At 68.9% G+C, this 22,085-nt stretch carries 23 protein-coding genes; 14 read left to right on the top strand and 9 right to left on the bottom strand.

Annotated elements, in window-relative coordinates; translation table 11 throughout:
* Positions 1-78: 78 nt before the first annotated feature.
* Positions 79-3,426 carry an efflux RND transporter permease subunit gene (locus tag AC0QTQ_RS16465; protein ID WP_480259243.1) on the top strand — a complete coding sequence of 1,116 codons (3,348 nt, stop codon included), beginning with the start codon at positions 79-81 and terminating at the stop codon, positions 3,424-3,426.
* A 6-nt stretch (positions 3,427-3,432) separates the two neighbouring features.
* Here the strand turns inward: AC0QTQ_RS16465 and AC0QTQ_RS16460 are convergent, their stop codons facing one another.
* Complete coding sequence (locus AC0QTQ_RS16460; protein ID WP_480257465.1) at positions 3,433-4,239, bottom strand: protein-disulfide reductase DsbD domain-containing protein; 807 nt, start codon at positions 4,237-4,239, stop codon at positions 3,433-3,435.
* A 164-nt stretch (positions 4,240-4,403) separates the two neighbouring features.
* Here AC0QTQ_RS16460 and AC0QTQ_RS16455 point away from each other — a divergent pair, with 164 nt between their 5' ends.
* Positions 4,404-4,964: a YqgE/AlgH family protein gene (locus AC0QTQ_RS16455; RefSeq protein ID WP_480257464.1), complete on the top strand. Its 561-nt coding sequence runs from the start codon at positions 4,404-4,406 to the stop codon at positions 4,962-4,964.
* Between the two features lie 21 nt (positions 4,965-4,985).
* On the opposite strand, the gene AC0QTQ_RS16450 is transcribed toward AC0QTQ_RS16455, so the two are convergent.
* The gene (locus AC0QTQ_RS16450) at positions 4,986-5,936 is read right to left on the bottom strand and encodes an L-threonylcarbamoyladenylate synthase (protein WP_480257463.1); all 951 of its coding nucleotides are present in this window, start codon (positions 5,934-5,936) and stop codon (positions 4,986-4,988) included.
* Between the two features lie 128 nt (positions 5,937-6,064).
* Here AC0QTQ_RS16450 and AC0QTQ_RS16445 point away from each other — a divergent pair, with 128 nt between their 5' ends.
* The 5 genes from AC0QTQ_RS16445 to AC0QTQ_RS16425 all read left to right on the top strand — a co-directional run bounded on the left by AC0QTQ_RS16445 (position 6,065) and on the right by AC0QTQ_RS16425 (position 10,143).
* A complete protein-coding gene (locus tag AC0QTQ_RS16445) occupies positions 6,065-7,756 on the top strand; it encodes an acyl-CoA dehydrogenase family protein (protein ID WP_480257462.1) in 1,692 nt (563 codons plus the stop codon).
* The gene (locus tag AC0QTQ_RS16440; protein ID WP_480257461.1) at positions 7,753-8,799 is read left to right on the top strand and encodes an MBL fold metallo-hydrolase; all 1,047 of its coding nucleotides are present in this window, start codon (positions 7,753-7,755) and stop codon (positions 8,797-8,799) included. Before AC0QTQ_RS16445 ends, AC0QTQ_RS16440 begins: the two co-directional genes overlap by 4 nt.
* Positions 8,796-9,269, top strand: a complete 474-nt coding sequence (locus tag AC0QTQ_RS16435) for a DUF6173 family protein (RefSeq protein ID WP_121533456.1) — start codon at positions 8,796-8,798, stop codon at positions 9,267-9,269. Before AC0QTQ_RS16440 ends, AC0QTQ_RS16435 begins: the two co-directional genes overlap by 4 nt.
* A gap of 76 nt (positions 9,270-9,345) precedes the next feature.
* Positions 9,346-9,480: an aa3-type cytochrome c oxidase subunit IV gene (locus AC0QTQ_RS16430; RefSeq protein WP_121533454.1), complete on the top strand. Its 135-nt coding sequence runs from the start codon at positions 9,346-9,348 to the stop codon at positions 9,478-9,480.
* 36 nt (positions 9,481-9,516) lie between these two features.
* The gene (locus tag AC0QTQ_RS16425; protein ID WP_480257460.1) at positions 9,517-10,143 is read left to right on the top strand and encodes a hypothetical protein; all 627 of its coding nucleotides are present in this window, start codon (positions 9,517-9,519) and stop codon (positions 10,141-10,143) included.
* Positions 10,144-10,201: 58 nt separating this feature from the next.
* Here the strand turns inward: AC0QTQ_RS16425 and AC0QTQ_RS16420 are convergent, their stop codons facing one another.
* Entirely contained in the window at positions 10,202-10,540 is a 339-nt protein-coding gene (locus AC0QTQ_RS16420) for an AzlD domain-containing protein (RefSeq protein WP_121533450.1), read from the bottom strand.
* Complete coding sequence (locus tag AC0QTQ_RS16415) at positions 10,537-11,253, bottom strand: AzlC family ABC transporter permease (RefSeq protein ID WP_480257459.1); 717 nt, start codon at positions 11,251-11,253, stop codon at positions 10,537-10,539. The genes AC0QTQ_RS16420 and AC0QTQ_RS16415 overlap by 4 nt, the downstream gene beginning before the upstream one ends.
* 84 nt (positions 11,254-11,337) lie before the next feature.
* Between AC0QTQ_RS16415 and mobA the strand changes: the two genes are divergently transcribed.
* Both mobA and AC0QTQ_RS16405 read left to right on the top strand, forming a co-directional pair.
* The gene (gene mobA, locus AC0QTQ_RS16410; protein WP_480257458.1) at positions 11,338-11,922 is read left to right on the top strand and encodes a molybdenum cofactor guanylyltransferase MobA; all 585 of its coding nucleotides are present in this window, start codon (positions 11,338-11,340) and stop codon (positions 11,920-11,922) included.
* Positions 11,922-12,503, top strand: a complete 582-nt coding sequence (locus tag AC0QTQ_RS16405; RefSeq protein WP_480257457.1) for a GNAT family N-acetyltransferase — start codon at positions 11,922-11,924, stop codon at positions 12,501-12,503. The genes mobA and AC0QTQ_RS16405 overlap by 1 nt, the downstream gene beginning before the upstream one ends.
* Positions 12,504-12,569: 66 nt before the next feature.
* On the opposite strand, the gene AC0QTQ_RS16400 is transcribed toward AC0QTQ_RS16405, so the two are convergent.
* Together AC0QTQ_RS16400 and greA are read right to left on the bottom strand one after the other, a co-directional pair.
* Positions 12,570-13,649, bottom strand: coding sequence for a hypothetical protein (locus AC0QTQ_RS16400; RefSeq protein ID WP_480257456.1), 1,080 nt, complete (start codon positions 13,647-13,649; stop codon positions 12,570-12,572).
* A 25-nt stretch (positions 13,650-13,674) separates the two neighbouring features.
* Entirely contained in the window at positions 13,675-14,145 is a 471-nt protein-coding gene (gene greA / locus AC0QTQ_RS16395; RefSeq protein ID WP_183077503.1) for a transcription elongation factor GreA, read from the bottom strand.
* 239 nt (positions 14,146-14,384) lie between these two features.
* Between greA and AC0QTQ_RS16390 the strand changes: the two genes are divergently transcribed.
* Positions 14,385-16,034 (top strand): electron transfer flavoprotein-ubiquinone oxidoreductase, encoded by a 1,650-nt coding sequence (locus AC0QTQ_RS16390; RefSeq protein WP_480257455.1) that lies wholly within the window; start codon positions 14,385-14,387, stop codon positions 16,032-16,034.
* 92 nt (positions 16,035-16,126) lie between these two features.
* Here AC0QTQ_RS16390 and AC0QTQ_RS16385 read toward each other — a convergent pair whose 3' ends face one another.
* Together AC0QTQ_RS16385 and mntR are read right to left on the bottom strand one after the other, a co-directional pair.
* The gene (locus AC0QTQ_RS16385) at positions 16,127-16,453 is read right to left on the bottom strand and encodes a hypothetical protein (protein WP_245965255.1); all 327 of its coding nucleotides are present in this window, start codon (positions 16,451-16,453) and stop codon (positions 16,127-16,129) included.
* Between the two features lie 202 nt (positions 16,454-16,655).
* Positions 16,656-17,114, bottom strand: a complete 459-nt coding sequence (gene mntR, locus AC0QTQ_RS16380) for a manganese-binding transcriptional regulator MntR (RefSeq protein WP_480257454.1) — start codon at positions 17,112-17,114, stop codon at positions 16,656-16,658.
* Between the two features lie 145 nt (positions 17,115-17,259).
* On the opposite strand from mntR, the gene AC0QTQ_RS16375 reads away from it, so the two are divergent.
* From AC0QTQ_RS16375 to AC0QTQ_RS16360, 4 genes are all read left to right on the top strand, one after another.
* The gene (locus tag AC0QTQ_RS16375; protein WP_480257453.1) at positions 17,260-18,558 is read left to right on the top strand and encodes an Nramp family divalent metal transporter; all 1,299 of its coding nucleotides are present in this window, start codon (positions 17,260-17,262) and stop codon (positions 18,556-18,558) included.
* Positions 18,559-18,609: 51 nt separating this feature from the next.
* Positions 18,610-19,005 (top strand): VOC family protein, encoded by a 396-nt coding sequence (locus AC0QTQ_RS16370; protein ID WP_480257452.1) that lies wholly within the window; start codon positions 18,610-18,612, stop codon positions 19,003-19,005.
* 21 nt (positions 19,006-19,026) lie between these two features.
* Positions 19,027-19,530, top strand: a complete 504-nt coding sequence (locus AC0QTQ_RS16365) for an FUSC family protein (protein WP_480257451.1) — start codon at positions 19,027-19,029, stop codon at positions 19,528-19,530.
* A gap of 161 nt (positions 19,531-19,691) precedes the next feature.
* A complete protein-coding gene (locus AC0QTQ_RS16360) occupies positions 19,692-20,099 on the top strand; it encodes a GFA family protein (protein WP_480257450.1) in 408 nt (135 codons plus the stop codon).
* 61 nt (positions 20,100-20,160) lie between these two features.
* On the opposite strand, the gene ilvD is transcribed toward AC0QTQ_RS16360, so the two are convergent.
* Entirely contained in the window at positions 20,161-21,996 is a 1,836-nt protein-coding gene (gene ilvD, locus AC0QTQ_RS16355; RefSeq protein WP_480257449.1) for a dihydroxy-acid dehydratase, read from the bottom strand.
* Between the last annotated feature and the right edge of the window lie 89 nt (positions 21,997-22,085).

Raw genomic sequence — 22,085 nt, 5'->3', positions numbered from 1 at the left:
GAGGACACCGCCTCCGAGGACACTGCCGTCGAGGCGAACGCCGCTGCCGCCGAGGCCGCCCGGGCCGAGGGCGATTTCGTGCGCCCGGGCGAGCCCCTGCCGCCGCCGCGCGGCCTCATCGGCCGCTTCACCCGGCACCGGACGCTGGCGAATATCGTGCTGGTCGTCATGCTCTGCGCCGGCCTTGCCGTGCTGCCTAAGATGCGCGCGCAGTATTTTCCCGATTCGGTGACCGAAGAGGTCGAGGTCGAGGTGACCTGGGAGGGCGCCGGTGCCGAGGATGTCGACCGCGCCATCGTGCAGGTGCTCGAACCCTCGCTGATCTCGGTCGAGGGCGTCGACAGTTCCGAAAGCCGCGCGATCGAGGGCAAGGCGACGATCACTCTCAAATTCGAGCCGGGCTGGGACATGGGCCGCGCGGTGAACGATGTCGAGCAGGCGATCACCGCCGCGGGCGACCTGCCCGAGGCGGCCGACGAGCCCGTCGTCACCCGCGGCGTCTGGCGTGACACGGTGACCGATATCGTGCTGACCGGCCCGATCCCGCCCGAACAGCTCGGTCGGCTGGCCGACGAGCTGGTGGTGCGGCTCTATGCGGCGGGCGTGACGCGCACCACGGTGCAGGGCATGGCCGCGCCGCGCACGCTGGTCGAGGTGCCGACGGCGCAGATGATGCGCCACAACGTGACGCTCGGCCAGATCTCGGCGCTGATCGCGGCCGAGGCGGCAACGAGCCCCGCGGGCGACGTGGCGGGGGGCGCGGCGCGCGTGCGCACCGGCGAGGAGCGCCGCGCCGCGCGCGACATCGCGGGCATCGTGATCCGCACCAACCCGGACGGCTCGCTGCTGACCATCGGCGATGTGGCACAGATCCGGGTCGAGGGGGCGAACCGGGCGCGGGCCTATTTTGTCGGCGCGAACCCGGCGATGACGGTGAATGTCTCGCGCTCGGCCGCGGGCGACGCGATCGCGCTGCAGCACGAGGTCGAGGCGGTGGTGGCCGAGATCCGCCCGACGCTGCCCGCGGGCACCACCATCGACCTTGTGCGCACCCGCTCGGCCGCGATCATCCAGCGGCTCGAACTCCTGATGAAGAACGGCGCGCAGGGGCTGGCGCTGGTCCTCGTGCTGCTGTTCCTGTTCCTCAACGCGCGCACCGCCTTCTGGGTGGCGATGGGGATTCCCACCTCGATGGCCGCCGCGCTGGCGGTCATGTACCTCGGCGGCATGACGCTCAACATGATCTCGATCTTCGCGCTGATCCTGACGCTCGGCATCGTCGTCGACGATGCGATCGTGGTGGGCGAGCACGCCGATTTCCGTGCCCGCGAGCTGGGCGAGCACCCGGTGCTGGCGGCCGAGCAGGGCGCGTGGCGGATGGCGGCGCCGGTGCTGGCCTCGTCGCTGACCACAATCATCGCCTTTGCCGGGCTGACGGTGGTCGGCGGGCCGATGGGGCGGATGGTCGAGGATATTCCCTGGACGGTGATCGCGGTGCTGAGCGCCTCACTCGTCGAGTGCTTCCTGATCCTGCCCAACCACATGAGCCACGCGCTCGCCCATACCGCGAAGGGCGCCTGGTATGACGCGCCGTCGCGGGTGGTGAACCGCGGGCTCGACTGGGTGCGGGTGCGGATCATGCGGCCGCTGGTGCGGCTGATCGTGCGGGCGCGCTATGCGGTGGTGGCGGGCTCGGTCGCGCTGCTGCTCAGCCAGGTCGCGCTGCTGATCGGCGGCACGGTGCAATGGCGTTTCTTCTCGCCGCCCGAGCAGTCGACCGTCTCGGGTGCCTTCGCCATGCTGGCGGGCGCCTCGCGCGCCGACACCATGGCGCAGATGCAGGCGCTGCAACGCGCCGTCGACCGGGTCGGGCAGGACTACGCGGCCGAGACCGGCAGCAATCCGGTCGAATATGTGCTCGGCCAGATCGGCGGCGCCTCGGGCCGCGCGCTCGCCTCGGCCGAGGGTAAGGACACCGACCTTCTGGGCTCGATCTCGGTCGAGCTGGTCGATGCCGACCTGCGCCCCTTCTCCTCGGCCGAGTTCGTCGCCCGTCTGCAGCGCGAGGCCGAGCGGATGCCGCTGCTCGAGGAGCTTAGCTTCCGCGGCTTCCGCAGCGGGCCCGCGTCGGACGGGATCTCGGTGCAGTTCTCGGGCGCCGAGAGCCGGGTGCTGAAGGAGGCGGCCGAGGATCTGAAGGCGGCACTCGCGGCCTTCCCCGAGGTCTCGGCGGTCGAGGATACGCTCGCCTATGACAAGGAGGAGCTGATCCTGTCGCTCACCCCGCAGGGCGCGGCGCTCGGCTTCGACATCGACAGCCTCGGGCGCGAACTGCGGGCGCGGCTGAACGGCACCGAGGCGGCGACCTATCCCGACGGCGTGCGCTCGGCCTCGATCCGGGTCGAGCTGCCCGAGGGCGAGCTCACCGCCGATTTCATCGACCGGATGCAGATGCGCACGCCGGCGGGGAACTGGGTGCCGCTCTCCGACATCGTCACCCTGCGCTCGGAGACCGGCTTCTCGACGATCCGGCGCGAGGACGGGGTGCGGCGCGTGGGCGTCACCGGCGACATCTCCGAGGACGACCCGGCGCGGGCGAACGAGATCCAGCGCACGCTGCGCGACGAGATCCTGCCCCGCATCGCCGAGGAGCGCGGCGTCGTCTTCACCCTGACCGGCGCGGCCGAGCAGGAGCGCGACTTCATGTCCGACGCGATGATCGGGCTGATCCTGTGCCTCGTCGGCATCTACATCGTGCTTGCCTGGATCTTTGCCAGCTGGACCCGGCCGGTGGTGGTGATGTCGGTCATTCCCTTCGGCCTTGTGGGGGCGATCTGGGGTCATGCGCTCTGGGGCCTGCCGATGTCGATGTTCTCGGTCGTCGGGCTGATCGGTATGACCGGGATCATCATCAACGACGCGATCGTGCTGATCTCGACCGTCGACGAATATGCGGCAAAGCGCGGCCTTGCCCCGGCGATCGTCGATGCGGTGGCGGACCGGCTGCGGCCGGTGCTGCTGACCACGCTGACGACGGTGCTGGGGCTGGCGCCGCTGCTCTACGAGACCTCGGCCTCGGCGGTGTTCCTCAAGCCCACGGTCATCACCCTGTGCTACGGGCTCGGCTTCGGCATGGTGATCGTGCTGCTCGTCGTGCCGGCGATGCTGGCGATCCAGCTCGATGTGACGCGGCAGCTGCGGGCGCTGCGCCACGGGCTGCGGGCACGGCCGCTGCGCGGAGTGCTGGGTGCGGCCGCGGGGCTGATCGCACTCGCCTTCGTCGCGACGCTCGGTCGGGCGATGCTGGCGGGGCAGGGGGTGGGGGCGGCGCTTGGCCTGTTCATCGGGCTTGCGGCGCTGGTGGTGGCGGGCGCGGGGCTGATCGCGCCGCGGATCGCGCGCCGGCGGCTCGGCCCGGCGCGCTGAGCGGGCTCAGTTGGCCGGGGTGGCCGGGCAGCCGTCGATCTCGATCGCGCCCGCCTCGCTCAGCACGGTGATGCGCAGATCGGTCTGGTCGAGCGCGAAGGGCTTGCCGCTGTCGGGCACGAATTCGGCGCTGGCGAGCAGCGTGTTGCCCTGCCGCTCGGCCTCGGAATCCGAGACCCACATCGGCGTCGAGCGCAGTTCGAACAACGCCACCTCGCCCGCCGCCTCGGGCAGATCGATCGCCGCCTTCACCCGCATCCCGTCGGCGATCGGCTCGACCGTGCAATGCGCAAGGCCGGGCTGGCGCAGCGGCACGGCGTTCAGCGCGGCGCGGATCTCGGGGTCGGGGGTGCCCGGCCCGGCAAGGTCGGCGCCCAGTTCGAGCGAGACCGGCACGCAGACATCGTGGCAGATCCCCATGTCGAGACCGGCCGACAGCGTCACCGGTTTCGCCGGGTCCGCGGGGGTGATCTCGAGCGGCAGGATCATCTCGTCGTGATAGCCCACGGTGCGCAGCCCGTTCTGGTCGAAGACCTGCGGCGCGGGCCAGATCACCTGCACCTTGGCGACATTGTCCGAGCCGGCGAAATCGATCACCGGCGGCACCCCGGCATCGCCCGGACTGCGCCAGTAGGTCTTCCAGCCGTGGTCGAGCTCGATCTTCAGCGCCGCGATGCGGCTGCCGTCGGGGGCCTCCCAGCCGGGCAGCACCTCGGCCCCCTCCATGCCGGGCGGCAGCGGCTCCTCGGCGTGCAGGGGCAGCGCGGCAAGGCAAAGGCAGAGCGGAAGCAGGGGGGCGAGATGTCTGGGCATGACCTTCGGATAACGCCTTGGGGCCGGGCAGTCCAAGTCACAAACGCGCCAGCGCGGCGTGTCTGTGCGGCTTTGCCACAGTCGGGGCGGGTGCGGGGCTTGATCCGGCCGGGGGCCGGGGCCACCTTTGGGGAAAGGCGCATCCCGCGCCGGCGGAGACCGACATGGACCTGACCGGAAAACTCCTGATCGCGATGCCCGGCATGGGTGACCCGCGCTTCGAACATGCGGTGGTGGCGGTCTGCGCCCATTCGCCCGAAGGCGCGATGGGGCTGATCGTCAACAAGCCGCTGCCGAAACCCGGGCTGAGCGACCTGCTCGGACAGCTCGGCATCGCGGTCGCGGCCTCCGACCGGCCGGCCAGTGCGCCCATTCTTTTCGGCGGTCCGGTCGAGACCGGGCGCGGTTTCGTGCTGCATTCGCGCGACTGGAAGGGGCAGGGGCCGGAGATGGAGGTGATGCCCGAGGTGGCGATGACCGCGACCCGCGACATCCTCGAGGATATCGCGCAGGGGCGCGGGCCGGACCGGGCGCTGCTGGCGCTCGGCTATGCCGGCTGGGGGCCCGGTCAGCTCGAGGCCGAGATCCTGTCGAACGGCTGGCTGATTGCCGATGGCGATGCCACGATCGCACTCGACCCCGATCACGCGACGAAATGGACCCGGGCGCTGGCCACCATGGGCGTCGATCCGCGCTCGCTTTCGGCCGCGGCGGGCCACGCCTGAGCGCAGAGGGGGGGGCGCCCCCTAGCTGCGCGGGGCGGCGGCGCGCTGCAGCCGGTCGTTGATCGCGCGGCCAAGCCCGGTGTCGGGGATGGCCGCGACGGCGATCGTTGCGGCGCCGTGTGCCTGTGCCAGCCGGTCGGCCTCGCGCAGCGCGCCGAACAGGTGCGCCGCCGCCTCGACCAGATCACCGCTTTCCGACAGCGTCAGATCGGCCGCGGGGCCGGGGCCGAAGCCGAGGAAGACCTCGCCCGGGCGTTTCTCGGTGGCGTTCAGCCGCACCGCGGCGCCGGGGGCGTAATGCGATTTCAGCTGGCCGGGCGCGTTCGGTTTCGCCGCATCCCCCCCTGTCGGCAGCGCGCAGCCAAGCGCCGCCTCGAGCGCCTCGGCCGGCAGCCCGCCCGGGCGCAGCAGCGTCGGCGGATCGAGCATCAGGATCGTCGATTCGAGCCCCACTGCGCAGGGCCCGCCATCGACCACCGCGGCAATCTTTCCGTCGAGCCCCTCGAGCACATGATCGGCGGTCGTCGGGCTGACCTTGCCCGAGGGATTGGCCGAGGGCGCCGCCACCGGGCCGCCGAAGGCCGCAAGCAGCGCGCGCGCGACCGGGTGGGCGGGCATCCGCACCGCCACCGTATCAAGTCCGGCGCTGACGAGGTCGGAAATCCCCGCCTCGGGGCGCAAGGGCAGCACGAGGGTCAGGGGGCCGGGCCAGAATGCCGCGGCGAGCGCCCGCGCCTTGTCCGAGAACACCGCCACCCGTTCGGCCGCGGCAAGGTCGGGCACATGCACGATCAGCGGGTTGAAGCGCGGCCGGCCCTTGGCCGCATAGATCCGCGCCACCGCCTCGCCCGAGCGGGCATCGCCGCCGAGGCCATAGACCGTCTCGGTCGGGAAGGCGACGAGATCGCCCGCGGCCAGCAGCTCCGCCGCCCGCGCGATCCCCGCGGCATCGGTTGCGAGACGTTCCGTCATGCGATCCATTCACCTCCGGTGACGCTGCGTAGCGGTTGAAGGCGCCTTCCCTTGCGGTAACTTGTGGCCCGAGTATCCAGGTCATAAGCGTGCCGGCGCCCGTTGCCAAGCGCTCCAAGGAGGAAGTCATGTCCTATCGTTCGCCCGTCGCGGAACTGCGGTTCATTCTCGACAAGGTGGTGCCGCTCGCGCCGGTCTCCGCGACCGAGAAATTCGCCGAGGCGACCGGCGAGACCGTCGACGCGATCCTGACCGAGGCGGCGAAGCTGTGCGACGAGGTGATGGCGCCGCTGATCCGCAATGGCGACCTGACGCCGGCCAAGCTGGAAAACGGCGTGGTGCGCTCCTCGCCGGGCTTCAAGGAAGCCTATGAGCAGATCGCCGAGGGCGGCTGGGTCGGGATCTCCTCGCCGGTCGAATACGGCGGCATGGGCCTGCCGCTGACCATGGCGATCGCGGTGAACGACATGATGTCGGGCGCGAACCTGGCGCTGCAGCTCAATCCACTGCTGACCCAGGGCCAGATCGACGCGCTGGAACACCACGCCTCGGACGAGATCAAGGAGCTTTACCTGCCGAAGCTGATCTCGGGCGAATGGTCGGGCACGATGAACCTGACCGAGCCGCAGGCCGGTTCCGACGTCGGCGCGCTGCGCACCAAGGCCGAACCGAATGGCGACGGCACCTATTCGGTCACCGGGCAGAAGATCTTCATCTCCTGGGGCGATTCGGACATGACGAAGAACGTCTGCCACCTCGTCCTCGCCCGCCTGCCCGATGGCGCGCCGGGCACGAAGGGGATCTCGCTCTTCATGGTGCCGAAATACCTGCCCGACGCGAACGGCGAGCCGGGCGTGGCGAACAGCCTGAAGGTCGTCTCGCTCGAGCACAAGATGGGCCTGCACGGCTCGCCCACCTGCGTGATGAGCTTCGAGGGCGCGAAGGGCTGGATGGTCGACGGGCCGAACAAGGGCATGGCCGCGATGTTCACGATGATGAATAACGCGCGTCTGAACGTCGGCGTCGAGGGCATCGGTATCGCCGAGGGCGCCTATCAGAAGGCGCTCGCCTATGCGCAGGACCGCGTGCAGTTCAAGCCGATCATCGAGCATGCCGACGTGCGCCGGATGCTCGCCTCGATGAAGGCCGAGGTCTTTGCCGCGCGCTCGATCGCGCTTGCCTGCGCCGTGGCGATCGACATGGGGCACGCGACCGGTGACGAGGCATGGAAGGCGCGCGCCGCGCTGCTGACCCCGATCGCCAAGGCCTATGGCACCGACACCGGCATGTGGGTCTCGGACCAGGGCATCCAGGTGCATGGCGGCATGGGCTTCATCGAGGAGACCGGCGCCGCGCAGTATTTCCGCGACGTGCGCGTCACCGCGATCTACGAGGGCACGAACGGCATCCAGTCGATGGACCTCGTCGGGCGCAAGATGATGGACGGCGGCAAAGCCGCGTTCCGTCTGCTGCAGGAGGTCGAGGAAGACGCCAAGGCCGGGCGCGAGGCGCTGCCCGATCTTGCCGATGCCGTCTGGCAGGCCGCCGAGACCCTGCGCGAGCACACCGAATGGATGATCGGCCAGGACATGCAGGACCGCTTTGCGGGCTCGGTGCCCTATCTCAAGGCCTTTGCCCGCGTGCTCGGCGCGCATTTCCACCTGCGTGCGGCGATCGCCGAAGGTGCCGGGTCGCGTCATGCGAAGCTTGCCGCGGTCTATATCCGCCGCCTGCTGCCGCAGTTCGCCGCGGCGCTGGTCGAGGCGCGCGAAGGCGCCGAGGGGCTTTATGCGCTGTCGGTCGAAGACCTGAGCGCATGAGCCACGGGACCGCGCGGAAAGGGCTGCACTACCCCTGGCCCGATCCGCCGGCCCCGGGTGAGACCGTTGAAATCGCGGAGGGCGTGCTGTGGCTGCGCCTTCCGCTGCCGATGGCGCTCGACCACGTCAATGCCTATGCCCTCGACGATGGCGACGGCTGGACGCTGGTCGACCCGGGCATCGACACCCCGGCCTGCCGCGCCGCGCTGCAATCGGCGCTCGACGGGCGGCTTGCGGGCAAGCCCGTCACCCGTGTCCTCGTCACCCATTACCACCCCGATCACATCGGCCTGGCGGGCTGGCTGCAGGCGCGCGGCGCCGAGCTGGTGACCACCCGCACCTCCTGGCTCTTTGCCCGGATGCTGATCCTTGACGAGCAGCCGGTGCCGGTCGCCGAGACGCTCGACTTCTGGCGCCGGGCCGGGATGACCCCCGACCTGCATGCCCGCCGTGCCACCGAACGCCCCTTCAACTTTGCCGATTGCGTGCATCCGCTGCCGTTGGGCTTCACCCGGATCCGCGAGGGCGACCGGGTCGTGGCCGGCGGCCGGCGCTGGCGGGTGCGGATCGGCGAGGGGCATGCGCCCGATCATGCCACGCTCTGGTCCGAGGATGACGAGCTGATCCTTGGCGGCGATCAGCTCTTGCCCTCGATCTCGGCCAATCTCGGCGTCTATGCGACCGAGCCGATGGCCGATCCGGTCGCCGACTGGCTGGAGAGCTGCCGCGCCTTCCAGCCCTTCGCGCATCGCCACCATCTGGTGCTGCCCGGCCACAAGACGCCGTTCACCGGCCTGCCGCTGCGGCTGCGGCAGATGATCGAGAACCACGAGGGGGCGCTTGCCCGTCTGCGCACGCTGCTGGCCGAGGGGCCGCGGCCGGCCACCGCCTGTTTCCCCGCGCTCTTCAAGCGGCCGATCGGCGAGGGCGAATACGGGCTCGCGCTGGTCGAGGCGGTGGCCCATCTCAATCACCTCTTGCACTGCGGCGAGGTCCGCCGCACGCTTGGGGACGACGATATCTGGCACTGGTCCCTCGCATGAGCGACACCCCGATCCGCACCCTTGCCGAGGCGCATGAGGACAGCGCGCTGCCGCGCGCCCATGCGGTGCTGACCGATGATGACGCCGGCGCCCCTTTCGAGACCCTGCCACTGCCGCCCGGTGTGGCCGACGAGCCGTTCGAGGACAAGTCGCCCGCGCAATGGGCCTATGAGCGGCTGGTCCTCTATATCCAGAACTTCGAAAGCCAGCTGCAGCCCGACGAGGAGGTGGCGCTTGGCATCACCGGCGGCGATGTCGGCGTGCTGCAGATCGAGGGGCTGGGCTATTTCGCCCCCGATATCCTCACCTTCTACGGCCGCGACGAGGATGGCGCGCGCACCCAGCTGATCCAGCATGTGAGCCAGCTCAACGTGATGCTGGTGGCGATCCCGAAACCCGCGGCCGAGGACGAGGCGCGGCGGATCGGCTTCCGCCTGGCCCGCGGGCTCACGGCCGAGCGCAAGGGCTGAGGCGCCCTGCAGCGCATGGATGACAGGCGCGTGACGCTGCGCTAGGCTTGCCCCGGGAGACAGTCGGGAGGAAACGATGGCCGATTACAGAATGGGCAGCATGGATATCCGTGCTCATGAGAGAACATTCGCGGGATTCCTGCGTTTCGTGACCGTCGGGGCGGTTGTCATCGTGGCATTTTTGGTGTTCCTCGCTCTGGCAAACGGCTGATCGTCAGCCCCGTCACGAGTTTGAGGAGACCGGCAGATGCGCCGACTTATCATCTGCTTGATCCTGCCGCTGGCGCTGGCCGCGTGCGGGGCGCAACCCGTCTGGGCACCGGACGATGTCGTGCAGAAGGCCGCGGTGCATACCGGCAACCCGCCCTCGGTGACGCTGTTCACCGTGATCGGCACCCATACCGGCTCGGGCGGGCATTCGTCGCTGATGATCGACGGCACGCAGCGGGTGATCTTCGACCCGGCCGGGACCTGGAACCACCCCTGGGTGCCCGAGCGCAACGACGTCGACTACGGCATCACCGAACGGATGTACAAGTTCTACATCGACTACCACGCGCGCGAGACCTGGTTCGTGCGCGAGCAGCGCGTGCCGGTGACGCTTGCGCAGGCGGATGCGATGATCCGCCGGGCCGAGGCGAATGGCGCGGTGAACAAGATGATGTGCGCCAATGACACCTCGGCGGTGCTGCGCGACATCCCGGGTTTCGAATCGCTGCCGAATACCTTCTCGCCGCTGAAGCTGTCGAAGGCCTTCGGCAAGCTGCCGGGCGTGGTGACCAAGGACCATTACGACAACGATCCCGACGACAATTCGGGCGTGCTGATGGTGCAGCAGGAAGAGATCAAGCACGGCACCGAGCTGCCGTTCTGATCCGGCTGGGCCGCTTCGGAAAGACGAACGCCCGGGGCTTGCCCCGGGCGTTTCCGTCTCAGCCGACCAGCCAGAGCGCGAGGTAGAGCGAGACGAAGCCGCCGAGGATCGCGGCGAGGGTGTTGCGCGTGGCGAGCCCCGCCAGCACCGTCACCGCGGCGGCGATCAGCCGCGCCGGGTCCGGTGCGCCGCCCGTCGCCTGCGGCCAGAGCACCAGCGGCGCGACGAGCCCCGGCAGCACCGCCACTGCGGTATAGCGCAGATAGCGCAGCGCCCATTCCGGCAGCGGCCGGCGCCCGGCGAGGCCGAGGAAGGAATAGCGCAGGAAGAAAGTGCCGATGCCGAGGGCGAGGATGATGATCCAGATCTCGGTGGGGCCGTAGAAATCCGCGCTCATCGTGCCGCCCTCCGGGTCAGGAAGGTTTCGGCCCGCGCGCCCGCGACCATCGCCAGCACCGCGGCGACCAGCACGCCCAGCCCCGAGGGCAGGAACGAGAAGACGAGCGCCGCGACGACCGAGACCGTCGCCGCCACCAGATGCGGCAGCGAGCGCAGCATCGGTGCGATCATCGCGAGGAAGGTCACCGGCACGGCGAAGTCGAGCGCGAATTCGGGCGGGATCGCCGCGCCCAGAAGCGCGCCCGCGAGCGTCGCGACATACCAGGTCGGACAGTTCGGCGTGCAGGCCCCGGCGTAATAGGCGAGCTTCTCGGCCAGGCTCTGCTGCGGCGCGCGCTCATAATCCTGCGCGGCGACGGCAAAGCTCTGGTCGATCATGAAATAGGCGACGAGCGCCTTCTGCCAGCGCGGCGCGGCGCCCAGATGCGGCGCGAGCGAGGCCGAATACATCGCCATGCGCAGATTGACCGCGAGCGAGGTCAGGATCACCAGAAGCGCCGGCGTGTGGTCGTTCATCAGCTGCACCGCGGTGAATTGCGAGGCGCCCGCAATGACCAGGATCGAGAAGCCCATCACCTCGGCGACGTTCAGCCCGGCCTCGGTCGCCGCGACGCCGAAGAGGGTGCCGAAGGGCACGATCACCAGCATGAAGGGCAATCCGTTGCGCAGGCCGCGCCAGTAGGCGGCGGAAAGTGAGGGGCGGTCGGTCATGGTGGCTTGCTCGCTGAGGCGTGTTGCGCCAGTTCTAGGGGCAGTGACGAAGGGCGCCAAGGGCGCGATTGTATCGGAGGCATTATGCGGATCGCCGGGCTGATCCTGGCCGGCGGGCAGGGCCGCCGCATGGGCGGTGTCGCGAAGGCGCTGCTGCCGCTCTCCGGCCGTCCGCTCGCGGCCCATGTCATCGCGCGGCTGGCGCCGCAGGTCGACCGGCTGGCGCTGTCAGCCAATGGCGATCCGGCGCGCCTTGCGGGATTCGGCCTGCCGGTGCTGGCCGATCTGCCGGGCGAGGCGGGGGAGGGGCCGCTGGCCGGGCTGCGCGCCGGGTTTCGCTGGGCCGCCGCCGAGGGCGCCGGGGCGCTGGTGACCGCGGCGACCGACACGCCCTTCCTGCCCGCGGATCTGGTGGCGCGGCTCGCTGCGCCGGGGGGCGTCGCCTGTGCCACCTGGCGCGGCCGGGCGCATTACACCGCGGCGCTCTGGCCGCTTTGCGAGGCGGATCGGATCGAGGCGTTGTTCGCGACCGGCGAGCGGCGTGTGCGGGTGGCGCTTGGCGCGGCGACCGAGGTCGCCTTCGACGATCTGCCCGAGGACCCTTTCGCCAATCTGAACACGCCCGAAGATCTGGCCGCCGCCGCGGTTCGGCTCGGGGGGGCGCGGTGATGACGATCATTCGTCACGGCGTCACCCCGGGGCAGCGGGCGCAGGCCGCGCGGCTTTACTGGCAGGCCTTCGGCGGCAAGCTTGGCGCGGTGATGGGGCCCGAGCCGAAGGCGATGGCCTTCATCGAACGGGTGATGTCGCCCGATCACGTGATCTCGGCCAGCGACGAGGCGGGGGCGTTGCTGGGCGTGATCGGTTATCGCACGGCGCGAGGATCCTTTGTCGGTGGCCGGATGTCGGACCTGATCGCGGTCTATGGCCGCTTCGGCGCCTGGTGGCGGGCGCATGCGCTTGGCGTGCTGGCCGAGGATCTGGCGACGGGCACGATTTCCGTCGACGGGCTGGCGGTGGCCGAGGAGGCGCGCGGCACCGGGGTGGGGGCGGCGCTGGTCGAGGCGCTGTCGCGCGAGGCGACGATGCGTGGCTTTTCGCAGCTGCGGCTCGATGTGATCGGCGAGAACCTGCGGGCGCGCGCGCTCTATGACCGGCTCGGCTTCGAGGTGATCGGGCGCCGCGAGAGCCGGCTGAAGGCGCTGATCTTCGGCTATCGCTCGAGCATCACCATGGCGCGGCACCTGTGACGGTGGGCGGCGCGGGGCGCTGCCCCGCACCCCGAGGTCTTTCGGGCAAGGTGAAAGCCGAGGCGTTCAGTCGAAGGTGCCGGTGACGCGGCCGAGCAGCATGAAGGCGCGCGCGGTGCGGGTCTCGGCAAGTTCCGCCACTTCCTGATCCGAGGCGTTCGTCTCGAATTCGGTGAAGGTGCGGTCGAACTGGCGCAGGAAGTGGTGCGCGGCGTCGCGGAAGATCGTGTCCGAGCGCATCCGGCCGGCGGTGAGGGCAAGCGAGGAGCGGTCGCGCACGCCGCCGAGCGCGGCGATCTCGCGGCCGCGTTCGCCCTGGGCGAAGCGGCGCCACAGCTCGGGCCGGGCGCGGTCGGGCGTCAGGTCGTCCATGTAGATGCCGTCCTGGGCGAGCAGGTTCAGCACGTCCTGCGCGGCACGGATCAGCTTCGCCATCGTCCGGTCCTCGAGCGCGCGGCGCAGCGCGCGGAAGCCCTCGCGGTCATCGGCATTGTCGGGGAAATTGAGCGCGCAGATGAAATCGGCGACCGAGACCGGCTGGGCGAGCGCCTCGGCCGGCGTGCCGAGGGCAAGGGCGGGCTGGTCCTCGCCGGGCGCGGCGGGGCGGGGCGCCGCGAGCGCCGCCTTGCGGTCGGCCGAGGGCGGCGTCGCACCGGCGTCGCGCCGCGAGGTGAAGGTGGCGATTGCGGTTTCCGCCTGGCGGGCGACCTGCGCCACCTCGTCGAGCTTCTTCTCGATCGTGGCGCCGGCGCGCAGCTGCGACTGGCTGAGCCAGGCTGCGCGCATCGTCTCGACCGAGGCCTTCAGCGCCTGCGCCTCGGCGCGCATCTCGGCCGCGGTGCGGGCGGTGATCGCGGCGATCCAGATCATCACCAGCGGCAGCAGGATACCGGTCACCGCCATCACCAGCGAGGCGGCGTCGAGCCCGGCGCCATTGCCCGGCACGAACAGCCAGAACGCCGCGACGAGCACCAGCCAGACAAGGCTGAGCCCGGCGGCGATGCGCTCGATCGGGCCGAAGCCGCGGCCGGCCTCGGCGCGCGTGCGCACATCCGCGATCGGGGGGCTGATCGGCGCGCCCGCCGTGGCCGCGGCGACGGGCGCCGGCGGCTCGGGGGCGATGCGATCCGGTTTGGCGTCGCTCATCACGGCAAACCTTTCGGTCTGGTCCTCAGAGGTAGCGGACCGTGAGGATTTCATAGCTGCGTTCGCCGCCCGGGGTGCGGACCTCGACGCTGTCGCCCTCGTCCTTGCCGATCAGGGCGCGGGCGAGCGGGGATTTCATGTTCAGCAGGCCGCGTTCGAGATCGGCCTCGGCCTCGCCCACGATCTGATAGGTGCGTTCCTCGTCGGTGTCCTCGTCGACGAGGGTGACGGTGGCGCCGAACTTGATCGCGCCCGACATCTTCGAGGGATCGATCACCTCGGCGCGGCCGAGAATCGACTCGAGCTCCTTGATCCGGCCCTCGATGAAGCTCTGCTTCTCGCGCGCGGCGTGGTATTCGGCATTTTCCGACAGGTCGCCATGCTCGCGCGCCTCGGCGATCGCCTTGATGACAGTGGGGCGTTCGACGGTCTTGAGGGTTTTCAGTTCGGCATCGAGCGCGTCGAAACCCGCGCGCGTCATCGGTATCTTTTCCATGAGAGCCCCTGCTCCGAGCTTGCTGGCAACATCGTGTTGACAGGAGTGTAAATCCGCCATCGCCCCCCGAAGTCAAGGGTCGCGCCGGAATTTGCGCCGCCGGCCGCCGTTGCGGTCGCGCCGGTGCCGCGAAAAAGCGAAAGAATGTTGCGCATAGTCGCTGCGTCACAATTGCTTCGTTCCGTCAGGTAAGTTAGCAACGGGGCCGTAGTGCTGAAGCCAGTCGAGGGAGCCAGGCCATGGCGGAGATCGAACGCGAGTCGATGGAATATGATGTGGTGATCGTGGGTGGCGGTCCCGCGGGGCTGTCGGCGGCGATCCGCTTGAAGCAGATCGACCCGGATCTCAACGTCGTGGTGCTCGAGAAGGGCTCGGAGGTCGGCGCGCATATCCTGTCGGGCGCGGTGCTCGACCCGGTCGGGCTCGACAAGCTGATCCCGGACTGGAAGGAAAAGGGCGCGCCGATCAAGACCGAGGTGAAGAAGGACAATTTCTTCATTCTCGGGCCGGCCGGGCACATGCGCATCCCGAACTGGCCGATGCCGCCGCTGATGTCGAACCACGGCAAATACATCGTCTCGATGGCGAATGTCTGCCGCTGGATGGCCGAGCAGGCCGAGGAGCTGGGGGTCGAGATCTTCCCGGGCATGTCGGCCTCGGAAATCGTCTGGGACGGCGACCGGGTCGCCGGCGTCGTCGCGGGCGAGATGGGGCTCGAGTCGGACGGCACGCCCGGCCCGCATTATGAACCGGGCATGGAGCTGCGCGGCAAATACGTGATGCTGGCCGAGGGCGTGCGCGGCTCGCTCTCCAAGGTGGTGATGCAGAAGTTCGACCTGTCGAAGGGCCATTGCCCGCAGAAGTTCGGCCTCGGCATGAAGGAGATCTGGGAGATCGACCCGGCGAAGCATCGCGAGGGCACGGTCACCCACACCATGGGCTGGCCGCTGGGCAAGAACGCCGGCGGCGGCGCCTTCATCTACCATCTCGAGAACAATCAGGTGTTCATCGGCTTCGTGGTGCACCTGAACTACGAGAACCCGTATCTCTTCCCCTACATGGAATTCCAGCGCTTCAAGCATCACCCGATGGTGCAGAACCTGCTCGAGGGCGGCAAGCGCGTGGCCTATGGCGCGCGGGCGATCTCGGAGGGCGGCTGGCAGTCGATCCCGAAGGTGACCTTCCCGGGCGGCGTGCTGCTCGGCTGTTCGGCGGGGCTCGTCAACGTGCCGCGCATCAAGGGCAACCACAACGCCATGCTGTCGGGCATCGCGGCGGCCGAGGCGGCTGCGGCGGCGATCAAGGCCGGGCGCGAGGGGGACGAGCTGGTCGAGTACGAGGCCGACCTGCGTTCGGGCCCGATCGCGGCCGACCTGAAGAAGGTGCGCAACGTCAAGCCGCTGTGGTCGCATTGGGGGCTGGCCGCCTCGCTGGTTCTCGGCGGGCTCGACATGTGGACGAACAACCTGTTCGGCTTCTCGTTCTTCGGCACGATCAAGCACGGCAAGACCGACGCGGCGCATACGGGCGAGGCGAAGAAGTTCAAGCCGATCGACTATCCGAAGCCCGATGGCAAGATCTCGTTCGACCGTCTGACGAACGTGGCCTTCTCCTTCACCAACCATGAAGAGAGCCAGCCGTGTCATCTGAAGCTGAAGGACCCGTCGATCCCGATCGCGGTGAACCTGGCGAAATATGCCGAGCCCGCGCAGCGCTATTGCCCGGCGGGGGTCTACGAGGTGCTGACCGACGAGGCCGGCAATCCGCGCTTCCAGATCAACTTCCAGAACTGCGTGCATTGCAAGACCTGCGACATCAAGGACCCGTCGCAGAACATCACCTGGACCACGCCGCAGGGCGGCGACGGCCCGAACTATCCCAACATGTGAGGCCGCAAGGCCCGCAGCGGAAAACGAAACGGGGGAGGCGTTGCCTCCCCCGTTTGCATTTCGGGCCTGATCCCGTTGCGGTGCCGGCGGGCTCAGTTGGTGATGTTGTAGGTGCCGACGGTGCAGACGTCGATCTTGTCGGTCATCTCGTCGCCATCCTCGAACTTCACCAGGAAGTCGAACATGCAGTAGCCGGTGCCGTCGTTGAAATCGATGGTGACCGAGCCGCCGGGGGGCAGGACGTCCTTGCCGAGGATGTCTTCCTCCCAGTTGTTCGAGCCGCTGTTCGAGCCGTAGAACTCGGTGATCGTGTAGCCCGACTTGTTGTAGACTGTCAGCTTGCGGTCGAGGGCGAAGCTGGCGCCGGCGGACAGGGTGAGAAGCACGAGGCCCGCCACGGTTGCGTTTCTGAAGTGCATGATGCTGCTGTGATCCTTTTGGAACGAAGTTCCCGGCTGCGCCGGTCCTGTCAGAAGTGTCGGAAATCCGTTCGCCCGCCCCGGGAACGGCGGGCCGAAAAGCTTCGGCCCTCACGCAAGTGTGACCGAAAGCCGGCATTTCGCAAGAGGGCTCTGTGTCGCCGATGTGGCGGCGTTGCCGCGGCGTCACGCCCGGGGCGGATCAGGCCGCGCTGCCGCCCCGCGCCTCGTCGAGGAAGGCCTCGAAGGCCCGCAGCGTGACCTCCGAGACGTGATGCTCGAGCCCCTCGGCATCAAGCTCGGCGGTCTCGTTCGGCACGCCCACGGCAACAAGCAGGTCGACCACCACCCGGTGTCGCGCCCGCACCCGCGCGGCCAGCGCCGCGCCCGCCTCGGTCAGGAACACGCCGCGATAGGGGCGCGAATTCGCCAGCCCCTCGCGCTTGAGCCGCGCCACCGCCTTCGTCGCCGTCGGATGCGTCACCCCCATCCGCGCCGCGATGTCGGTGATCCGCGCCTCGCCCATCTCGGCGGTGAGGTCGTCGATCATCTCGGCGTAATCCTCGAGCACCGCCATCGACTGGGCGGCGCGGGCCTGGCTGAAGCGGGCGGACGTGGCGGGGGTGGTCCCGGCGTCGTCGGTCTGGGTGGGCTCTGTCATGGGATCCTCCGGTGCGGAACACTTTACAGCCTCGGCTTCACCTTGAAAACCGTGTGAAAGGTCGCGGCAGCGAAGGAAGCCGTTTGACAGAAGTGTAGCCAAGGCTTTAAATTCCGGCCGAGCAATCGGGGAGAGCAGGGGCGCAATGGAACCGAGCGACAGGCTGACGCGACGCACGCAGACGGTGATGACCGCCGCGATCCATGGCCGGATCCGCGGGCCGCGGGTGTGGCTGGTGTTCCTCGGCCCGGCGGTGATCGCCTCGGTCGCCTATATGGACCCGGGCAATTACGCGACGAACATCCAGGCGGGGGCGGGCTATGGCTATGCGCTGCTCTGGGTGGTGCTGTTCGCCAACCTGATCGCCATGCTGTTCCAGGCGCTGTCGGCGAAGCTGGGCATCGTCACCGGCAAGAACCTGGCCGAACTCAGCCGCGAGCATCTGCCGAAGCCGCTGGTGATGGCGATGTGGGCGGTGAGCGAGGTGGCGGCGATGGCCACCGACCTCGCCGAATTCCTGGGCGGCGCGATCGGGCTGTCGCTGCTTCTGGGCATCCCGCTCTTGTGGGGCATGGCGATCACCGCGGTCGTCACCTATCTGATCCTGACCTTCGAGGCCTTCGGCTTCCGCCCGATGGAGATCATCATCGGGGCGCTCGTGGGCGTCATCGGCATCTGCTATCTGGCCGAGATCCTGATCGCGCCGATCGACTGGGGCGGGGCGGTGCACGGGCTGACGACGCCGGTGCTGCCCGATCTCGGCGCGCTGACGATTGCCGTGGGGATCATCGGCGCCACGGTGATGCCACATGCGATCTATCTGCATTCGGGGCTGACCCAGCACCGCGCAAGGGTGCGCAACGATACCGAGCGTCGGGCCGTGCTGCGGTTCTCCAACATCGAGGTGATCGTGGCGCTGTCCGTCGCCGGCATGGTGAACATGGCGATGGTGATGATGGCGGCTTCGGCCTTCCATCAGGGCCATGCCGAGGTGGCCGAGATCGAGACCGCCTATCACACGCTGACGCCGCTGCTGGGCGCGGCCTCGGCCGGGGTGTTCCTCGTCTCGCTGATCGCCTCGGGGATCTCCTCCTCGGTCGTCGGCACGATGGCGGGGCAGATGATCATGCAGGGCTTCCTGCGGATCAGCGTTCCGCTCTGGCTGCGGCGGGCGGTGACGATGGTGCCGGCCTTTGCCGTGGTGCTGGCGGGGGTGAACGCCACCGAAGCGCTGGTGATGAGCCAGGTGGTGCTGTCGATCGCGCTGCCGGTGCCGATGCTGGCGCTGCTGTGGCTGACGGCGCAGCGCTCGGTGATGGGCGATTTCGTCTCGGGGCTGAAGGTGCGCATCGCCGCCGGGGCGGGCGCGCTGGTCGTGCTGTGCCTGAACTTCGTGCTGCTGGCCCAGGCCTTCGGCGTGCCGGTCCCCTTCCTGCAGGCCTGACTTGCCCTTCGCCCGCGCCCCTGCCAGACAGGGGCAAAACGGAGGGCAGACATGGCCAAGATGATCCATTCGATGATCCGCGTGCTGGACGAGGCGCGGTCGCTGGCGTTCTACGAGGCAGCCTTCGGGCTGACCGTGGCCGAGCGGCTCGATTTCCCCGACTTCTCGCTGATCTATCTGGCGAATGCGGAAAGCACGTTCGAGCTTGAGCTGACGGTGAACAAAGGCCGGGCCGAGCCTTACGATCTGGGCAATGGCTATGGCCATCTGGCGGTGTCGGTCGCGGACGTCGCGGCGGAGCATGCGCGGATGGAGGCGGCGGGGCTCGCCCCGCGCAAGATCGTCGATTTCGCCCCCGCTGGCACGGTGATCGCTCGGTTCTTCTTCATCGCCGATCCCGATGGCTATCAGATCGAGGTGCTCGAACGCGGCGGGCGCTATCTGTAAGGCGGGCGGATGCAGGCGGGGTTGCGCGACGCTCTCTTCGTTCTGCGCTGCACGCTGGCAGCGGCGGCGGCCTATCTGATCGCGCTGTGGCTGGGGCTGGACTACCCGTCCTGGGCCTCGGTCAGCGCGATCATCGTCTCGCAGGAACGTCTTTCGGAGACCCGCAGCGCCACGCTGCAGCGGCTGGCGGGAACGCTGGCCGGGGTGGTGACGGCGATGGCGACGGGGATTGCGCTTGCTCAGCTGCAGTTCGGCACGGTGGTGCAGATGTCGGCGGGGGTCGCGATCGCCGCCTGGATCGCGCGGAAATGGCCGCAGCTGAAGGTGGCGATGTGGACGGTGCCGATCGTCTATCTCTCGCATGCGGCCGATCCGCAGCCGCTTGCCGACGGGCTGTGGCGCGGGGCCGAGGTGCTGGTCGGCGGGCTGACCGGTGCGGCGATCCACTTCCTGGTCGACACGCTTTTCCGGCGGCTGATGCCGGCACAGGCGGGGGCGGCGGGGAAGATCGACCACCCGGAGTGAGGTGTGGCGGTTTCGCCTCGCGGGGGCGAGGCGACCCGTCGGGGGCGCTGCCCCCGGACCCCCGAGGTATTGGGGCCAAGAAGAAGCGGGGCGGGACGGGGCTGTTCGCATCGACGCCCGCCACGGCAAGCGGACATGACGAGGTCAGGAGGAACGAGGCGATGAAGCCATTGACTACCGGAAGCTGCCTGTGTGGCGCTGTCAGGTTCGAGATCTCGGGGGCGTTCGAGCATTTTTTCCTGTGCCACTGCGCGCGCTGCCGAAAGGACACAGGCTCGGACCACGCCGCGAACCTGTTTTCCACGACGGCCGAGATCACCTGGCTTTCGGGGCAGGAGAACGTCCGGACCTTCCGGTTGCCCGGCACGCACCATGCAAAAGGCTTCTGCCGGGAATGTGGGGCGGCTTTGCCGAACGTCCAGATGGACGGCGCGCTGCTTGTGGTGCCTGCCGGGGCGCTCGACAGCCGGATCGAGGTGCGCCCGGAGGCGCATATCTGTTACGCGAGCCGCGCGGATTGGGCCGAGGGTCTCGAGGATGTGCCAAGGATCGACGGGCTGCCCGGCTAGCCGCTCCCGGCAAGCAAAAGGCCCCCTTGCGGGGGCCTTCGTCAGTCTCTGGTCGCGGCGCTCACTCCGGCAGGATGCGCACGCCACCCTTCGCCGCCGAGGAGGCGAACATCGCGTAGGCCTTGAGCGCGGTCGAGACCTGGCGCGGGCGCGGCGCGGCGGGTTTCCACGGCAGCGGGCCCTTGGCGGCGCGGCGGGCGGCGAGCGTCGCCTCGTCGACGGCCAGGTTGATCGTGCGGTTCGGGATGTCGATCTCGATCAGGTCGCCGGTTTCCACCAGCGCGATGGTGCCGCCCTCTTCCGCCTCGGGCGAGACGTGCCCGATCGACAGCCCCGAGGTGCCGCCCGAGAAGCGGCCGTCGGTGAGCAGGGCGCATTTCTTGCCCAGCCCCTTCGATTTCAGATAGCTCGTCGGGTAGAGCATTTCCTGCATCCCCGGGCCGCCGCGCGGGCCCTCGAAGCGGATCACCACGACCTCGCCTTCCTTCACCTTGCCGGTGAGGATGCCCGAGACCGCGTCGTCCTGGCTTTCGAACACCTTCGCCGGGCCGGAGAATTTCAGGATCGAGTCATCGACGCCCGCGGTCTTCACGATGCAGCCGTTCAGCGCGATATTGCCGAAGAGCACGGCGAGACCACCATCCTTCGAGAAGGCATGGTCGAGGTCGCGGATCACGCCGGCCTCGCGGTCGCGGTCGAGCGCCTTGTAGCGGTTGCCGGTCGAGAAGGCCTGGGTGGTGCGCACGCCGCCCGGCGCGGCGCGGTAGAATTCCTCGACCGACGGGTCGTTCGCGGTCATCACGTCCCATTTCCGGATCGCCTCGCCCAGGCTTTCGCTGTGCACGGTGCGCACGTCGGTGTGCAGCAGGCCGGCGCGGCCCATCTCGCCCAGAATGCCCATGATGCCGCCGGCGCGGTGCACGTCTTCCATGTGCACGTCCTGCTTCGCCGGCGCGACCTTGCACAGGCAGGGCACCTTGCGGCTGAGCCGGTCGATGTCGTCCATGGTGAAGTCGACCTCGCCCTCATGGGCGATCGCCAGCAGGTGCAGCACGGTGTTGGTCGAGCCGCCCATGGCGATGTCGAGGCTCATCGCGTTCTCGAAGGCCTCGAAGGTGGCGATGTCGCGCGGCAGCAGGCCCTTTTCCTCGCCCTCGTAATGGCGCTTGGTGATCTCGACGATCTTGCGCCCGGCCTCGAGGAACAGCTCCTTGCGGTCGGCATGGGTCGCCAGCATCGAGCCGTTGCCCGGCAGCGCCAGGCCAAGCGCCTCGGCCAAACAGTTCATCGAGTTCGCGGTGAACATGCCCGAGCAGGAGCCGCAGGTCGGGCAGGCGTTCTTCTCGAACTCGTCCACCTGCGCGTCGGTATAGGCATCATCGGCTGCCACCACCATCGCGTCGACCAGATCGACGGCGTGCTCGAGATCGTTCACCGTGACCTTGCCCGCTTCCATCGGCCCGCCCGAGACGAAGATCACCGGGATGTTCAGCCGCATCGCGGCCATCATCATGCCGGGGGTGATCTTGTCGCAGTTCGAGATGCAGACCATCGCGTCGGCGCAATGCGCGTTCACCATGTATTCGACCGAATCCGCGATGATCTCGCGCGAGGGCAGGGAATAGAGCATCCCGTCGTGGCCCATGGCGATGCCGTCGTCGATGGCGATGGTGTTGAATTCCTTGGCGACGCCGCCCGCAGCCTCGATCTCGCGCGAGACCATCTGGCCCAGATCCTTGAGGTGGACGTGGCCCGGCACGAACTGGGTGAAGGAGTTGACGACCGCGATGATCGGCTTGCCGAAGTCGCTGTCGGTCATGCCGGTGGCGCGCCAAAGGCCACGCGCGCCGGCCATGTTGCGGCCATGGGTCGATTTGCGGGAACGGTAATAGGGCATCTGGCTTCCTCCGGGACCTCTCGCGCCGTGTGGCGGCTCGGGCCGTCTTAGCGCAGGGAATGCGGAAATGCCAACGCACAAAGGGTCAG

The organism is Paenirhodobacter sp. YD-8, assembly GCF_056590935.1.
Note: the sequence above shows the minus strand (reverse complement) of the source record. Positions and strands in the feature narration are given on the sequence as shown.

Bases quoted from the DNA above. Each gene is read 5' to 3' on its own strand.
- AC0QTQ_RS16415 (WP_480257459.1), bottom strand. From the start codon at position 11,253: ATGACCGACCGCCCCTCACTTTCCGCCGCCTACTGGCGCGGCCTGCGC.
- greA (WP_183077503.1), bottom strand. From the start codon at position 14,145: ATGGAAAAGATACCGATGACGCGCGCGGGTTTCGACGCGCTCGATGCC.
- AC0QTQ_RS16375 (WP_480257453.1), top strand. From the start codon at position 17,260: ATGGAACCGAGCGACAGGCTGACGCGACGCACGCAGACGGTGATGACC.
- mobA (WP_480257458.1), top strand. From the start codon at position 11,338: ATGCGGATCGCCGGGCTGATCCTGGCCGGCGGGCAGGGCCGCCGCATG.
- AC0QTQ_RS16390 (WP_480257455.1), top strand. From the start codon at position 14,385: ATGGCGGAGATCGAACGCGAGTCGATGGAATATGATGTGGTGATCGTG.
- AC0QTQ_RS16400 (WP_480257456.1), bottom strand. From the start codon at position 13,649: ATGAGCGACGCCAAACCGGATCGCATCGCCCCCGAGCCGCCGGCGCCC.
- AC0QTQ_RS16370 (WP_480257452.1), top strand. From the start codon at position 18,610: ATGGCCAAGATGATCCATTCGATGATCCGCGTGCTGGACGAGGCGCGG.
- AC0QTQ_RS16360 (WP_480257450.1), top strand. From the start codon at position 19,692: ATGAAGCCATTGACTACCGGAAGCTGCCTGTGTGGCGCTGTCAGGTTC.
- ilvD (WP_480257449.1), bottom strand. From the start codon at position 21,996: ATGCCCTATTACCGTTCCCGCAAATCGACCCATGGCCGCAACATGGCC.
- AC0QTQ_RS16440 (WP_480257461.1), top strand. From the start codon at position 7,753: ATGAGCCACGGGACCGCGCGGAAAGGGCTGCACTACCCCTGGCCCGAT.
- AC0QTQ_RS16425 (WP_480257460.1), top strand. From the start codon at position 9,517: ATGCGCCGACTTATCATCTGCTTGATCCTGCCGCTGGCGCTGGCCGCG.
- AC0QTQ_RS16445 (WP_480257462.1), top strand. From the start codon at position 6,065: ATGTCCTATCGTTCGCCCGTCGCGGAACTGCGGTTCATTCTCGACAAG.
- AC0QTQ_RS16430 (WP_121533454.1), top strand. From the start codon at position 9,346: ATGGCCGATTACAGAATGGGCAGCATGGATATCCGTGCTCATGAGAGA.
- AC0QTQ_RS16450 (WP_480257463.1), bottom strand. From the start codon at position 5,936: ATGACGGAACGTCTCGCAACCGATGCCGCGGGGATCGCGCGGGCGGCG.
- AC0QTQ_RS16460 (WP_480257465.1), bottom strand. From the start codon at position 4,239: ATGCCCAGACATCTCGCCCCCCTGCTTCCGCTCTGCCTTTGCCTTGCC.
- AC0QTQ_RS16435 (WP_121533456.1), top strand. From the start codon at position 8,796: ATGAGCGACACCCCGATCCGCACCCTTGCCGAGGCGCATGAGGACAGC.
- AC0QTQ_RS16385 (WP_245965255.1), bottom strand. From the start codon at position 16,453: ATGCACTTCAGAAACGCAACCGTGGCGGGCCTCGTGCTTCTCACCCTG.
- AC0QTQ_RS16455 (WP_480257464.1), top strand. From the start codon at position 4,404: ATGGACCTGACCGGAAAACTCCTGATCGCGATGCCCGGCATGGGTGAC.
- AC0QTQ_RS16420 (WP_121533450.1), bottom strand. From the start codon at position 10,540: ATGAGCGCGGATTTCTACGGCCCCACCGAGATCTGGATCATCATCCTC.
- AC0QTQ_RS16405 (WP_480257457.1), top strand. From the start codon at position 11,922: ATGACGATCATTCGTCACGGCGTCACCCCGGGGCAGCGGGCGCAGGCC.
- mntR (WP_480257454.1), bottom strand. From the start codon at position 17,114: ATGACAGAGCCCACCCAGACCGACGACGCCGGGACCACCCCCGCCACG.